The sequence below is a fragment of the Leptolyngbya sp. GB1-A1 genome (assembly GCF_039962475.1).
GTDB lineage: Bacteria > Cyanobacteriota > Cyanobacteriia > Elainellales > Elainellaceae > Leptolyngbya_A.
In genome coordinates, this window is record NZ_JAMPLI010000002.1 from 219,881 (window position 1) to 234,617 (window position 14,737).

The window sequence follows — 14,737 nt, forward strand, 5'->3', positions numbered from 1 at the left end:
AAAATATTCACAAGTCCCCCCACTCCCCACCTCCATGTCTTCCGAACTGGTCGAAATTCTTTCTGCTGACGAACTGCGCCGCACCCTGACTCGTCTGGCTTCTCAGATTGTGGAGCGGGCAGATGATTTGTCGAAGCTGGTGCTTCTGGGCATTTATACGCGAGGTGTGCCGATGGCGGAGCTGCTGGCGCGCCAAATCGAGGTGCTGGAGCAGGTGCGGGTTCCGATCGGCGCACTCGACATTACCTTTTACCGGGATGACCTCGATCGCAACGATCTGCGAACGCCAGAGACAACCGAGATCCCATTTGACCTATCGGGAAAAATTGTGGTGCTGGTGGACGATGTGATTTTTAAAGGACGCACGATTCGAGCCGCATTAAATGCAGTGCATGACTATGGCAGACCCGAAGCAATCTGGCTAGCAGTGCTGGTCGATCGTGGGCATCGAGAACTGCCGATCCACCCTGATTTCACGGGCAAAAAGCTGCCGACTTCTAGAGATGAGCAGGTCAAGGTCTATCTTCAGGCGATCGATGGACGCGATGCGGTGGAGCTGACGACTCGACGCGGACTTTAGCGTTTTCAAGATTGCAGATACCGTAAAAAAAAGATACGGGGTTTATCGCTCTAATCCTGTGAGACACTAGCGAAAGCCAACGTTTTCTCGCAGTTTCCAACGATCGTGACTTTATCTCGCAGTTCTCACCCCAACCGTCAAATTTCTCCCAGTGCAGCTCCCGCAGAAGCCGAAATCACTCAGGCACGCAAAGCGGATCATCTGCGGGTTTGTCTGGAAGACGATGTGCAGTTTCGCCAGACGACCGGACTGGAACGCTATCGCTTTATTCACTGCTGTCTGCCTGAACTCGATCGCCGTGAGATTGACCTCGGGACGAATTTCTTAGGCAAAATGCTGGGCGCACCGCTGCTGATTTCCTCAATGACCGGGGGAACCGAGCTGGCACAGACGATTAACTATCGCTTAGCGGAAGCCGCGCAGGAATACGGGCTGGCAATGGGGGTAGGGTCGCAGCGCGTGTCGATCGAAAAGCCAGAAGTGCGATCGAGTTTTGCCGTGCGATCGGTTGCCCCCGATATCTTGCTGTTTGCTAATCTGGGAGCCGTTCAGTTGAACTACGGCTACGGAATTGAAGAATGCCAGAAAGCGATCGACTGGCTGGAAGCCGACGCGCTGATTTTGCACCTCAATCCGCTCCAGGAGGCGGTGCAGACCAAAGGTGACACCAACTTTCACGGACTGCTGGACAAAATTGCCCAGCTTTGCGCTAGACTGCCCGTTCCCGTGATTGCGAAAGAAGTCGGCAACGGCATTTCTGCGGCAATGGCAAAGCGGCTGCTCGAAGCCGGAGTGGGGGCGATCGATGTCGCTGGGGCAGGTGGAACTTCCTGGGCAAAAGTCGAAAGTGGACGCGCCAATGACCCCCTTCAGCGTCGTCTGGGCGAAACCTTTGCCAATTGGGGCATTCCCACCGCAGACTGCATTCTCGCTGTCCGATCGATCGCTCCGACCCTGCCCCTGATTGCTTCTGGCGGACTCCGTCATGGACTCGACGTGGCAAAAACGATCGCCCTGGGTGCTGATCTGGGTGGTCTAGCCCTGCCCTTCCTGCAAGCCGCCGCCGACTCAGAAACTGCCCTACAAGAACTGGTCACAGCCCTGAAAGCAGAGCTAACCACCGTTTTATTTTGTACCGGCACGAGGACGATCGCCGACCTAAAAACTTCCCCTATATTAGAGACAGTTTGAATAGCGTGAAAGCTTTTACACTGCCCCTTATCCTACCCATCCATTCTCACTCCGGCGCTTTCACCTCCGCCTCAATCCCCTGCTGCTGAAGTTCCTGAACTCGCTCCTGTGCCTTAGACTGATCGCTAAACGCCCCCATTTGCACACTGGCTCCATCAGAAAAGTTCCGCACATAGGCATCGGGAACGGCTTCCTGTACCTGATTTAGGTCAGAGTCGCTGCGGTAGGGAGTCACAACATAGTAGTAATTCGATTGCCCGGACGAAGGATTGGCTGCCACCGCAGGAGCCGGACTTTCAGCACGGGGGGCAGGTTCACTGGCGGGAGCAGGAGCAGGAGCCGATACAGCGGGTTGGGCAACAGGTGAAGTCGGCTGCTCTGCAGTTTCCCGAAGCGATGATTGCCCGGAAGACTGGGATGGCGCAGAAGCCGATCGCCGGGGGCTGGGTGCAGCAGGACGAGAATTTCCAGCGGGAGCAGGAGCCATCACCGCAGGCTCAGGTGGAACGATGACTGTGGCTAGCTCATTGCTGCTTGCCCCAGAGCTGCCTGTCCCAGAGCGATTTGTTGCAGGTGGAATGAGCGGTTCTAAGGGTCTGTTTGCAGCCTGGGGAGAAGGGCTGGCAGACGGTTTCTGCGGGGCGGTTGGGCTAGGCTTGGGTAGTGTGCTGAGCGTGTTCAGGTTCAGTTCAACAAACTCTTTTGCAGCTAGGTTTGGAGAGGGTGCGACAATTACGCCGGGAACCGGAGACGGCTGGGCGGGAGCAGCATTAGGGGCAGCATTAGGTGAATCTGCGGCTGGCTTTTGAGCCGAGAGAAAGCCGAGACTGGTTGGGTTCATTACCAGATAGCCCAGCGTCGCGGTGGAGAGCAGCAGTAGCAGCAGTGACCCAATGCCCAGCGGCGTGAGCAGGGTATCTAGCAGACGATCGGGTTGAGCAACGCGCTGCTGTGGATCTTCTTCGGCAATGCTGCGAAGCAGTTCTTCGCTGGAGGCGAGATAGTCTTCGGGGGCGGCTGGCTCTGCATCGGGCAACTGGAGCGAATCGATTCTCAACCCTGCTTCTAAGGTCGCAAGCTGAGCTACTTCTGCTGAGGGAGCAGTGGGGGATTCCGGGGCAGCGGGGTCGACAGCAGCGGGGTCGATCGGAATGGATGGGGCAATGCTGATGGGCGAATGGTCTGGTACAAGAGGAGTCTCATCGGGCGATGCCGGCGTTGGGGCAGCAACCTGCGGAAGCTGAAGACCTGCTGGCTGTTGAAGCAGTTTCGAGCTGGCAAAACTGAATTTACGCCGACTGGTTTCTGGCTGTAGGCGTTGCTGTCGCCGATAGCGAGTCAACTCTTCCTCAAGCTGCACATCAAGATTCTCCAGGGCAGTCTGCAAGAGCGGATGCAGCGAAGAAGCGGATGACGCAGCGATCGAGGAAATCGTCTGGGAGGACGGTGCGACGCAGTTCCCCCTCTGGGATTGTTGACTCATAGCGGTACTCCTGCCAAAACAACAAATCAAACAAAAATCAAATCAAACAAAAAATTCAGTTTATAAATCTGCGGACAGAGATTTGCAGAGATTTTAGGGATACAATCGTGACACGATCGCCTGTTCTACTCATGCAACTGCGACTGAGCTTGACTCCGGTTGCCTATAGCTCAAGCGATGGACAACCCGATCTAGAGGGAAAACATTTATCTAGTATCTAGATTTGGAGTTGAGATCCAGTTAATCTGCTGATATAACTCTATCAGTAGAGTCTACAGCGGTTGCCAGATTTCTACTGGCATATCATAACCAATTTTTGAAAAAATACTTGTTTCCGTCTTAAATTTTCTCAGCCTGCTGTTTTAGAAGAAGGATGAGTGAATGCCGAGTCATCGTTTTAACTCGCTGAATCATGTCCTGGGTGCGATCGAGCATCAGGAAAATTGGCAAAGTCGTCGTCAGTTTCAAAAGCTGCTTGCCTGCTGGAATGAGGTGGTGGGGCTTGCTGTCGCTGCCCAGACTCGCCCGGTTGAAATTCAGCGCAAAGTTTTGCAGGTCGCCACATCCAGTCCTGCCTGGGCGCAAAACCTTGCCTTTGAGCGGCACTTAATTCTCACCAAGCTCAACGATCGCCTCGCGCTAGGGCTAAAAGATATCCGCTTTTCGGCGGCGCAGTGGCAAATGGGTGATCGTCTGTTTAAAACCGATAGCCTTTCCCTCTGGCAGAGCCACCCCAGCCGCCTCAAGAATCCGACTCCGTTTACTTCCGCTGCCGCGACTGATCCGCAAACGGCTTTCCGAAGCTGGGCACAACAGATGCGAAGCCGATCGCAGCATTTGCCTCTTTGCCCCACCTGCCACTGTCCCACCCCAGAAGGCGAGTTGGTTCGCTGGTCTGCCTGTGCTCTGTGTGCGGCGAAGCAGTTTCGATGACTTCATAATAAAAGGGTCAGGATATTAAAGAATGAGCTAGCGCAGTCTGATATTGCTGCCCGCTCAGAATTTTGGATGAACCCTATAAATTTCATGCGAAAGCTGCCCTGGTTATCGCTTTTTCTGCTGTTTATTGCCTATACGTCTTTTAGCTGGTTTGTTGCCCGCACAACGGTTTCCTGGCTGACCTGGAGTTTGGCGATTACCTTTACGCTGCTCCAGGCACTTCTGCTCACCACGCTGTTTGCGCGGCTGCGGCTGTTTGCGCGACGGTGGCTTCAGTCAGACTTGGGCTACTTTTGCCTAGTTTTAATCGCGGCGATTAGCGTCACGTTTGCACTCGTCTGGTTTCGGGCGTTTGGCTATTGCCTGGTGGTGCTTGCAGCAGAAATTTTGGCGCGGCTTGATCTGCAAAATATGGGGTGCAATCGCGTGCAGTCGTTAATCGTTCTGACGCTCGTTTCTTTTACAGGGCTGGTAGTAGGGTGGTCAGTGAGCCTGAATCCGTTCTTTCGTGCAGGGTAGTCTTTTATCTTTGCTAATCTTTCGTTCGGGTAAGCTGCATAGGGGAATGAAACCGATCGTTCTTCTCCGTTCGGGAGATTTCAGTCGATTTGATATGATTTTTACCTGCTCGTGATTGATTTCTCTGGTATTAAAAGATAGAGTGATTTTTCCGAGATGCGGTAGAGTGGGTTAGCGTCGTGTGGGGTAAGGTATGACGAGAACTTATGGCACGCCAGAACCGCCAGAGCGATCGAATCGCCGACCGGGGCATGTGCCGCCCAAAACAATTCCACCCCTGAAGTTGCCGCCCGTGCCGCAAAATGCTGCTCCGCCGAGCAAGCCGCCTCAGCCTGCGCCGAGCAGTTCTCCTGCAAGAGCCGTGTTGCCCAATCCCTCTTCAGCCGCCCCTTTGCCGCGCGATCCGATTCCGGCAAAATCTGTACAGGAGCCAGACTCGCTGCTTTGGGATGAAGCCGAGGCGATCGAAAATGATTCAGATTTAAATCATCGTTCAGATTCCGGATCAGACAATCTAAAAGAAGACGGCTTTAAGGAAAACATCCTGGCATCGACCGTTTCTTCAGCCGTTCCCTTCGTAAACGGATCGAGCCGTCCTGCTAGCAAGGAGCCAGTGACGACCCGCCCCTTCTGGTTCAAACTTTCGGCTCGCCATTTGCACTGGTGGGCAGTGATCTTGGTTTTTGGCTTGAGCGGAATTGGCATTTTGTCTGCGATCGCCCTGCTGAGGTTGCCCTCTCTGCCCAACTGTCCGGAAATGTTTTTGCCGACGGCTTCTGCGTCTTTACGGCTCTACTGCGCTCAGGTCGCCGCCGAGAAGCGAACCCTGAAGGATTTGCTGGAAGCGATCGATCTGGTGCATGCCTTGCCTGCGGATCACCCCTTGCGTCCCGAAATCGATCGCAGCATTGAAGCCTGGGCAAGCGAAATTCTTGATTTAGCGGAGGGGTCTTTTCAGGCGGGAAAACTGAATGAAGCTGTTGATGCTGCCCGTAAAATTCCATCGAACACAGCAGCGCACAAGCTGGTCGAAGATCGGGTCAAGCTGTGGCAAACCGTTTGGTCTAAGGCAGAAGCCCTATACAAGCAGGCAGAAGCCGCGCTAAAGCAGCAAAACGTGCGGCAGGCATTTCTGCTGACTAGTCGTCTGTCGGACGTAGATAATCGCTACTGGGCAACCACTAAATATCAGGAACTCAGCAACCTGATTACGATTACCCGTGACGACATCGGCAAACTCAACCGGGCAAAAGGACTGATTGATCGGGGCGGTGTGGATAACCTTCTGGCTGCTCTGAAGCTGATCGAGGAAATCAAGCCTGTTAGCTATGTCTACGGCAAAGCACAGCAAATGTTGCCCGATCTGGGACGCGAACTGTTTGCGCTGGCAGAAGCCGCCCTTGATCGCCGGGATTACAGTCAGGCAATGAACATCACCAGTCTGATTCCCGAATCTGCCAAATTACAGTCGGAAGTGCAGGACTTCAATACCCTGGCAATGGCTCAGTCTCAGGCATGGGGCGGCACAGTGGACGATCTGGAAGCGGCGATCATTGGGGCACAGCGCATCAAGTCCGATCGCCCGCTCTACAGCAAAGCACAACAGTGGATCAGCCGCTGGCAGGTTGAAATCAAAGATGTCACCATTCTCGATCGCGCGAAAGAATTGGCGGCAGGTGGAACCCTCGATGATTTGCGAGTTGCTATTGCTGAAGCGCAGCTGATTCCCCGCAGCAACCCGCGTGGCACGGAAGCCAGAGATCAGATCAATGAGTGGCGAACGCAGATTGAAACCACCGAAGACCAGCCTTTTCTCGATCGCGCTGACCAGTTTGCCAACGATGGTGATATTGCCGCGCTCCAGGCTGCCATTAACGAAGCCAGTCGAATCCAGTCCGGTCGGGCACTCTACGGCGAGGCACAGGATCGCATTCGTGGCTGGCGTGATCGGGTCGAGCAGTTTCAAGATCAACCAATTCTCGATCAGGCAAGGCAGTTGGCGGCGGGTGGCGATTGGAACAGCGCGATCCAGGTTGCCAGTCAGATCGGCAATGGTCGATCGCTTCACGCTGAAGCTCAGGACGAAATTCGTACCTGGCGCGATCGGGCTGAAGATTCGATAGATAAGCCTTTGCTCGATCGGGCAAGGCAGTTGGCGAACCAGGGCAGATACGGAGATGCGATCGAGGTCGCCACCCAGATCGGCAGCGGTCGGTCGCTTTATGACGAGGCACAGTCTGACATTCAAGAGTGGAGCCAGCAATCGCAGGGACAAAGCGAGATGCAGGAGGCATACCGCGCCGCCAGTGCCGGAAGCACCCGAATGCTGATTTCTGCCATTCGCATCGCAAACCGCATCCCCTCCGGTAGCCTCGCCCGCGCAGAAGCCGATCGGATGATCGACCAGTGGAGCCAGGAGATTCTGCAAAGGGCTGAATCCCAGGCACTTTATGATGTGACGGGCGCAATTCGCATTGCCAAGAGCATTCCGTCAAGCTCATCGATTTATGAGAGTGCGCAGCAGCAGATCCAGGTCTGGCAGAGCCGTTCTCGGTAAGTGGATGACGAGATAAGGGATAGGGGAGGAGGGATAAGCAAGCCTCCAATTCCTTCTTAGGAGCGGCAGGCATGATTTACCCGGAGCGGGCAGAATCGATCGCCTTGGATTCGAACAACCAGCCCATGCCGATCGTCTGATTACAGAATTACAGCAACCTCCTTCAGGAAGACACGGCTAAACGGCTCTTCTGGGCTGAGATGATACTGCTCGATTAATCCATTCCGGTAAATCGAAATCGTGCTGTCTTCACGGGTGACGACGATCGATTCATGAAATACATCGCGGCTCAGCATTTTCTCGGCTTCGGTAGGATTGTCCAGAATCACCATATTGCTGCCGTAGTAGAACATTCCCTGCTGCTCCAGCACTTCGCCCGGATACTCTGTAATCAGCAGATCCAGACGCGGATTTCGCACCAGGCTCATCAGGTTAGTGTTGTAATCCGAGTGCATCATCTTTTCGGAGCGATTCACAAACACACCTTCTCGGCAGACTGCCCCGATCGTCCAGTTGGGGTGATGCAGCAGAATGTGATCGATCAGTTCCTCCAACTCCTTCACCGACACCCGGTTGAAGGTAATCGTCGGAATTCGTGCCGCTTCGCCTGACTCAAAAAACGTTTCTAGAATCGGAGACGTTACATCAACGCTGGAGCCGATCGACGGACGCAGGTGCATATATACGCCCGGAGCCGCATTGATTTCGATAATGCTGAGATTGCCCTGTCGCCAGGACGTTGCCAGATCCGACGCGATCACATCAATTCCCAAACAGGTCAACTGAAAATGCTGGGCGATATCCTGCGCCAGGATGATATTGTCTGGGTGGACGCTGTGGGTTGCGTCAATGCTGACTCCGCCCGCCGAAAGGTTTGCCACTTTTCGCAGATACACGATGCGATCGCGGTCTAGCACCGAGTCCAGCGAGAGGTTCTGCTGCTCCAGATACAGGTGCATTGCCTGATCAACCTGGATTTTGCCCATTGGTGAAGTTGGAGTATCCGCACGCAGGGGCGACCGGTTTTCGCGATCGATCAGTTCACCAATTGTGGATTTGCCATCGCCCTTCACCGAGGCTGGCTGTCGCTCGGTTGCCGCCACAAATCGCCCATTCACACACAGCAAGCGATAATCGCGTCCCGAAATGCTGGTTTCCACAATAATTCGCACGGGCTGATCTTCTTCGATTGCCTGTACCGCCCGCTCATAGGCAGCTTCTAGCTCAGCGCCGTCCTGCACATCTGCCGTCACACCGATGCCTTTGTGTCCGCTGACAGGCTTTACCGCTACAGGATAGCCAATGCGATCAGCAGTTCTGAGTGCGTCTTGCAGCGATCGCACCACCTGACCCCGGGGCACAGGAAAGCCCAGCGTTTCCAGAAAAGCTTTACAGTCGTCTTTGCGCGTGGTGAAGTCAGAATCCAGATGGCTATCGTGGTTAAAGGTGGTTGCGATGCCTCGCACCTGCTTGCGTCCGTAGCCGTACTGCATTAAGCCCTCATCCCACAGGTAAAACGCAGGAATTCCCTTCTGATGAGCTGTCCGCAGCAGCGCGTACACGGTGGGACCACCGTACACCGATCGCCGGAATAACCCCTGCATCACTTCCAGCGAATCGTCGAGCGAGAAAGGCTTGTCCTGGCGAATTGCCTCAAACCAGTCCCAGACACAGTACACCACTTCCCGACAAGTGCGAGCATGAAGACACTCGATTGCGATTCTTGCTTTGTCGCCCTGCGCCTTTTCGTCCTGAAGCAGGACCGACCAGCGCTCGAAGTGCAAACCCATTTCCAGCTTGTTCACTTCGGCTGCCGTCCGTGCAAACAAATGGGCATGGGACGGATAGTGCTCGTCGCGCAGGTGCGGATACCGCTGGCTCAGTTCATCCAGATAGTCTTCGATCGCAAGCGGTTCACCCGCTCCGGTTAGCGCAAAATCGAAGACAAAAGCAGCCGTTTCTAAATAAGGATTTGGACCTTCAATATGACGAAAATTAAAGATATCAAAGGCATCGCTTCGGCGTGCATTCACGGGAGACAGGTCGGAAGCATCGAAGCCACGGTCGAAATGAGGTTCTTGACTGTAACCCCGGCTTGGGTTGAGTACCATGAGGCGATCGTTTTCTCTTTCACATCATGAGAAACTTTATAACGGGAATGCGGGACTTACCTCTATCTCTAGATAAGCCGTTCCCTGATCCGATGACATAAAAATATCGGAGTTCAAAGGCTGTTTGAGCAGTGTTAAACGCGCAAATTCACAAATGAATCTTTTGTTCTAATCCCATTGGAACGACACAAAACTTTTCGTCCTAAGAGAAGCAGACACTTTGAAATCATGGGGAGAGCTAGATTTCTGCCGCAGCGCGGGGCAGTTCCAGTCACAGGGATCGCTCTTTCAATATTCTCTGAACCCACTCTTTTAGCATTTCCTTATAAAGGATTCTCAAGCTTTCCTTAATCTTCCAAGGCAATTTCATCCTAATGATTCTCTCACTATCAATCGGCGTATGACCGATGAGTGGTGCAATAAAACCATCAAGATTCTATAACTAATGGAGTGCTGAGTTTTAAGTAATGTCAATTATGACAAACCGTCCTCAAGCCAACTTGAAAAACGAGATTGAGCGATTAGCAGAGGAAGCCTTTCATCGTCATTTAATCTCCGGCTACGGCAACGGAGAATCCAGCAATGAATATCAAATCATCTATGAAGGCAAGCCGCGCCATTTCTCGCTGGAATACGCCCGCAACTTTCTGCGCCAACTCATTAACCACAAGCAGCCGCCCCACCTGATGCATCTCAATCACCACCTGGACTTCAATTAGCCGATCGACCCGATACAATAAAGCTTGTTCTGTTTCGCCCTACGGTGCAAGCCTTCATGTCTGATGCTCCTTCGATCGCCAACGCTCCTTTTTCGCTGCAAGAAATTACCTCCGAAGGCATTAAGCCCGAAGAATACGAGGAGATTTTGCAGCGATTGGGGCGGCATCCCAACAAAGCAGAGCTGGGAATGTTTGGGGTGATGTGGTCAGAACACTGCTGCTATAAAAATTCGCGCCCTCTTCTCAAGAATTTCCCGACTACAGGTGACCGCATCCTGGTGGGGCCTGGTGAGAATGCAGGCGTAGTAGACATGGGCGACGGGCTGCATCTGGCATTTAAGATCGAGTCACACAACCACCCCTCTGCCGTTGAACCCTTTCAGGGAGCTGCAACCGGAGTGGGTGGCATTTTACGTGATATTTTCACGATGGGTGCACGTCCGATCGCTGTTCTTAACTCGCTGCGGTTTGGCGATCTAGAAGATGCCCGGACGAGAAGGCTATTTAGCGGCGTGGTCGCGGGAATTTCACACTATGGTAATTGCGTTGGCGTTCCTACGATCGGCGGTGAAGTGTACTTCGATCGCGCCTATTCGGGCAATCCTTTAGTGAATGCAATGGCGATCGGCTTAATGGAAACGCCGGAAATCGTCAAATCGGGCGCGAATGGCAGTGGCAATCCGGTGCTGTATGTAGGTTCTACGACCGGACGAGACGGCATGGGCGGTGCGAGTTTTGCCAGTGCAGAATTAAGCGATGAATCGATTGACGATCGCCCGGCCGTGCAGGTGGGAGATCCGTTCCTGGAGAAATCCCTGATTGAAGCCTGTCTGGAGGCATTCAAAACTGGGGCAGTTGTTGCCGCGCAGGACATGGGAGCTGCCGGAATCACTTGCTCTACATCGGAAATGGCAGCCAAAGGTGGAGTTGGCATTGAGCTAGACCTGGACAAAATTCCAGTGCGCGAAACAGGCATGATTCCCTACGAATATCTGCTGTCCGAGTCGCAGGAGCGAATGCTGTTTGTTGCCCACATAGGACGCGAACAGGAACTCATCGATATTTTCCATCGCTGGGGACTTCATGCGGTTGTCGCTGGAACCGTGATCGAGGAGCCGATCGTCCGCATCCTCTTCAAAGGTGAAATTGCCGCCGAAATTCCCGCTACGGCACTGGCAGACAACACGCCCATTTATCACCGGGAACTGCCGCCCGAACCGCCCCAATATGCCCAAACCGCCTGGAAGTGGAACGAGTCTCAGCTGCCGCCCTGCACCGCACAAGGCATTACGATCGATAGCAAGAATTACACCTGGAATGAGGTTCTGTTGACGCTGCTGGATACGCCCTCGATCGCCTCAAAACGCTGGGTTTATCACCAGTACGACCATCAGGTACAAAACAACACCGTCCTGCTTCCCGGTGGAGCAGATGCCGCGATCGTCCGCCTCCGTCCTCAACTTCCTGCTGCTTCCCCTGATTCCCGTCTCTCCCTCAACGCCCCTGCCGCGTTCAACAAGGGTGTTGCCGCCACCGTAGACTGCAATCCCCGCTATGTCTACCTTCATCCCTACGAAGGGGCAAAAATGGCAGTGACTGAAGCCGCCCGGAATTTAAGCTGTGTGGGTGCAGAACCGCTTGCCGTTACCGATAACCTCAACTTTGGTAGCCCCGAAAAGCCGATCGGCTACTGGCAGCTTGCAGAAGCCTGCCGGGGACTCGCGGAAGCCTGTCAGGAATTCAGTACGCCCGTCACAGGGGGCAACGTCTCGCTGTACAACGAAACCCTCGACCCCGCAGGCAACCCCCAAGCAATTTATCCCACTCCGGTGGTGGGTATGGTCGGGCTCGTCCAGGACTTAGGCAAAATTGCCGGGCAGGGCTGGCAAGCGGAAGACGATCGCATTTATCTGCTGGGTCTCATGACAGAAGCCTCTCCCGCACTAACGCTAGGCGGCTCGGAATATCTAGCAACACTGCACAATACGATCGCCGGACTTCCCCCGATCGTGGATTTTGACCTGGAACGCAAGGTTCAAACTGCCTGCCGTACTGGGATCAAGCAAGGTTGGGTGCGATCGGCGCACGATTGCTCAGAGGGAGGGGTGGCGGTTGCGTTAGCTGAGTGCTGTATTGCTGGCAACCGGGGCGCAGAGATTCAAATTGCAAATGCTTTGTCGGAGCGATTCGATCATTTGCTGTTTGCCGAAGGCGGAGCCAGAATCATTGTCTCGATCGCCCCCGATCACGTACAAGCCTGGGAAGACTATCTGAATCAGCACCTCCACGGCTGCTGGCAGGCGATCGGTCAAGTTAACCAAACAGGGGGAAGCTTGCGCCTGACCACCTCTAATACCCCGGAACTCCTCAATCTCCCGGTTGAACAAATCAGCGATCGATGGAATTATGCGATCGAGCGTCGAATGCAGCAGGATTGAGCCATTCGCTTGAGCATCGGACAGGCTAGCTATCCCGTACAGGTTAATTTGTTAGGTTAATCGGTGTGGAAATTAAGCTTTCTCCGCGGCTCGCAGTCCTCCCAGAATTGGGGTCAGCCTCTGAGAATTGGGGTCAGAAAGAGAAGCAGAAGGGGCAATGCAGGATCTCTCGCCCTTCCTCTATCTCCTTGTTCTCTACCCTAATTCTCCTGATTCCCTACCCCGATCGCCTTCTGACCTACCCAAATCCAATTCAAGGCCAATTCAAGGATTGATATCTGCATCTCTGGAGTTCGGATGACCCATCTTTTATTCCGCTAGCAAGACGCTCGAAGAGTACGCTACTGTTAAAGGGGACATTAAGCAATTTTAACCAAGTCTTAGTCCAGCGTTTTCGTCCAGTGTCCTAGTTCAGCTTTGCCCAGCTCCTAGTTCAAAAAAAGTCCCCTGGCTTTTGCGCTCAATCTGACGCGATTCCATGCGATCGCAACCTAACAAAATTACCTGACATTACCAATCGCCCATTAATACCCCATCCACGGAGGAATCAAACGCGCCCATGCTGCCAAATTCTGCGGATCACGCCGATCAGGTTGCCGACCAGCCCACAATGGCATCTTCTAGCCTTGACCCCCGACCCGATAAGCCCGAAGAAGCCTGCGGCGTATTTGGTATCTATGCTCCTGGCGAAGATGTCGGCAAACTCACTTATTTTGGCTTGTATGCGCTTCAGCATCGCGGACAGGAATCGGCAGGAATTGCGACCTTTGACGGTCAGCAAATGCACCTGCACAAAGACATGGGCTTGGTATCGCAGGTGTTTAGCGAACAGATTTTGAAACAGCTTCCAGGCTATTTGGCAGTTGGGCACACGCGCTATTCCACGACCGGATCGAGCCGAGTGGTAAATGCTCAGCCCGCAGTCGTTGAAACTCGCCTGGGCACCCTGGCTCTGGCTCACAATGGCAACTTGGTCAACACGCCCCGGCTTCGCGAAGAATTGCTGCGAACCGATGCTCAATTGCAGACCACGACCGACTCTGAGATGATCGCTCACGCAATGGCAGAAGCTGTGAGTGATTTGGGTGACTGGGTTCAGGGGGCGGTCGCTGCCTTCAAACGTTGTGAGGGAGCTTTTAGCTTATGTATTGCCACTCCGCAGGGCATTATTGGGGCGCGGGATCCCAACGGGATTCGTCCGCTCGTTATCGGCACACTTGAAACTGAAGATGCCGGAATTCGCTATGTCCTGGCATCAGAAACCTGCGGACTCGACATTATCGGCGCGGACTATTTGCGCGATGTGCAGCCCGGAGAGTTAGTTTGGATCACCGAAACAGGGCTGAGTTCGGTTCAGTGGGCACCGCAAACCAAGCGGAAACTCTGCATCTTTGAGATGATTTACTTTGCCCGTCCCGATAGCGTAATGAACGAAGAAAGCCTCTATACCTACCGGATGCGGATTGGCAGACAGCTTGCAAAGGAATCTTCTGCTGATGTCGATTTGGTGATGGGCGTCCCAGATTCTGGCATTCCGGCGGCGATCGGCTTTTCGCAAGAGTCGGGTATTTCCTATGCAGAAGGCTTGATCAAAAACCGCTATGTCGGGCGTACTTTTATTCAGCCTACGCAATCGATGCGTGAGTCGGGCATTCGCATGAAGCTAAATCCGCTAAAGGATGTGCTGGTCGGGAAGCGAGTCCTAATTGTGGATGATTCGATCGTGCGCGGAACCACCAGCCGCAAGATTGTGAAGGCACTGCGCGATGCGGGAGCCACCGAAGTTCACATGAGAATTTCCTCGCCGCCTGTCACTCATCCCTGCTTTTACGGCATTGACACCGACACTCAAGATCAGCTCATTGCTGCCACGAAATCGGTCGAAGAAATCCGGCAGCAAATCGGCGTGGATAGCCTGGCGTACCTGAGCTGGGAAGGAATGCTGAAATCGACGGGTGAGGATCCCGCAAGCTTTTGTTCTGCCTGCTTTACAGGTGATTACCCTGTTGCTGTGCCTGAACATGTGAAGCGATCGAAGCTTTTGCTGGAAAAAGTGCCTGTCTAGACTGCTGAAATTCAGCCGATTAACCTGTTCCTCACTGCCGACGATCGCAGACTGCAAGACTTGTTTCTCAATGCAGTTCGATCGTCGGTTTAGTTTTGCAGCAAAAGAACCTGTTTAAGTAGCTTCATCCCAATC

General features: G+C 53.7%; 10 protein-coding genes. 8 read left to right on the plus strand and 2 right to left on the minus strand.

All coding sequences use genetic code 11. The features are described from left to right. The first annotated feature begins 34 nt into the window (after positions 1–34). The gene (pyrR, locus tag NDI45_RS02940) at positions 35–580 is read left to right on the plus strand and encodes a bifunctional pyr operon transcriptional regulator/uracil phosphoribosyltransferase PyrR (protein WP_348246194.1); all 546 of its coding nucleotides are present in this window, start codon (positions 35–37) and stop codon (positions 578–580) included. Between the two features lie 141 nt (positions 581–721). Further along, positions 722–1,771: a type 2 isopentenyl-diphosphate Delta-isomerase gene (gene fni / locus NDI45_RS02945; RefSeq protein ID WP_348246411.1), complete on the plus strand. Its 1,050-nt coding sequence runs from the start codon at positions 722–724 to the stop codon at positions 1,769–1,771. Between the two features lie 46 nt (positions 1,772–1,817). Here fni and NDI45_RS02950 read toward each other — a convergent pair whose 3' ends face one another. After that, positions 1,818–3,254, minus strand: a complete 1,437-nt coding sequence (locus NDI45_RS02950; RefSeq protein WP_348246196.1) for an SPOR domain-containing protein — start codon at positions 3,252–3,254, stop codon at positions 1,818–1,820. A gap of 381 nt (positions 3,255–3,635) precedes the next feature. On the opposite strand from NDI45_RS02950, the gene NDI45_RS02955 reads away from it, so the two are divergent. The 3 genes from NDI45_RS02955 to NDI45_RS02965 all read left to right on the plus strand — a co-directional run bounded on the left by NDI45_RS02955 (position 3,636) and on the right by NDI45_RS02965 (position 7,269). Then, on the plus strand, positions 3,636–4,187 hold the full coding sequence (locus NDI45_RS02955; protein ID WP_190793355.1) for a DciA family protein: 552 nt from the start codon (positions 3,636–3,638) through the stop codon (positions 4,185–4,187). A 93-nt stretch (positions 4,188–4,280) separates the two neighbouring features. After that, on the plus strand, positions 4,281–4,712 hold the full coding sequence (locus NDI45_RS02960) for a hypothetical protein (protein ID WP_190793356.1): 432 nt from the start codon (positions 4,281–4,283) through the stop codon (positions 4,710–4,712). A 193-nt stretch (positions 4,713–4,905) separates the two neighbouring features. Beyond that, on the plus strand, positions 4,906–7,269 hold the full coding sequence (locus tag NDI45_RS02965) for a chromosome segregation ATPase (RefSeq protein WP_348246199.1): 2,364 nt from the start codon (positions 4,906–4,908) through the stop codon (positions 7,267–7,269). A gap of 140 nt (positions 7,270–7,409) precedes the next feature. Here the strand turns inward: NDI45_RS02965 and NDI45_RS02970 are convergent, their stop codons facing one another. Then, the gene (locus NDI45_RS02970; protein ID WP_348246201.1) at positions 7,410–9,380 is read right to left on the minus strand and encodes an acetate--CoA ligase family protein; all 1,971 of its coding nucleotides are present in this window, start codon (positions 9,378–9,380) and stop codon (positions 7,410–7,412) included. A gap of 476 nt (positions 9,381–9,856) precedes the next feature. Here NDI45_RS02970 and NDI45_RS02975 point away from each other — a divergent pair, with 476 nt between their 5' ends. The 3 genes from NDI45_RS02975 (at position 9,857) to purF (ending at position 14,602) form a co-directional block, all read left to right on the plus strand. Beyond that, on the plus strand, positions 9,857–10,099 hold the full coding sequence (locus NDI45_RS02975) for a hypothetical protein (RefSeq protein WP_190793359.1): 243 nt from the start codon (positions 9,857–9,859) through the stop codon (positions 10,097–10,099). Between the two features lie 56 nt (positions 10,100–10,155). After that, positions 10,156–12,537: a phosphoribosylformylglycinamidine synthase subunit PurL gene (gene purL / locus NDI45_RS02980; protein ID WP_348246203.1), complete on the plus strand. Its 2,382-nt coding sequence runs from the start codon at positions 10,156–10,158 to the stop codon at positions 12,535–12,537. Between the two features lie 559 nt (positions 12,538–13,096). After that, complete coding sequence (gene purF, locus NDI45_RS02985; protein ID WP_190792524.1) at positions 13,097–14,602, plus strand: amidophosphoribosyltransferase; 1,506 nt, start codon at positions 13,097–13,099, stop codon at positions 14,600–14,602. Positions 14,603–14,737 lie beyond the last annotated feature (135 nt).

Excerpts from the sequence above, each read along its gene's own strand:
- NDI45_RS02970 (WP_348246201.1), bottom strand. The coding sequence starts at position 9,380 with ATGGTACTCAACCCAAGCCGGGGTTACAGTCAAGAACCTCATTTCGAC.
- NDI45_RS02960 (WP_190793356.1), top strand. The coding sequence starts at position 4,281 with ATGCGAAAGCTGCCCTGGTTATCGCTTTTTCTGCTGTTTATTGCCTAT.
- purF (WP_190792524.1), top strand. The coding sequence starts at position 13,097 with ATGCTGCCAAATTCTGCGGATCACGCCGATCAGGTTGCCGACCAGCCC.
- NDI45_RS02950 (WP_348246196.1), bottom strand. The coding sequence starts at position 3,254 with ATGAGTCAACAATCCCAGAGGGGGAACTGCGTCGCACCGTCCTCCCAG.
- pyrR (WP_348246194.1), top strand. The coding sequence starts at position 35 with ATGTCTTCCGAACTGGTCGAAATTCTTTCTGCTGACGAACTGCGCCGC.
- NDI45_RS02955 (WP_190793355.1), top strand. The coding sequence starts at position 3,636 with ATGCCGAGTCATCGTTTTAACTCGCTGAATCATGTCCTGGGTGCGATC.
- NDI45_RS02965 (WP_348246199.1), top strand. The coding sequence starts at position 4,906 with ATGACGAGAACTTATGGCACGCCAGAACCGCCAGAGCGATCGAATCGC.
- NDI45_RS02975 (WP_190793359.1), top strand. The coding sequence starts at position 9,857 with ATGACAAACCGTCCTCAAGCCAACTTGAAAAACGAGATTGAGCGATTA.
- purL (WP_348246203.1), top strand. The coding sequence starts at position 10,156 with ATGTCTGATGCTCCTTCGATCGCCAACGCTCCTTTTTCGCTGCAAGAA.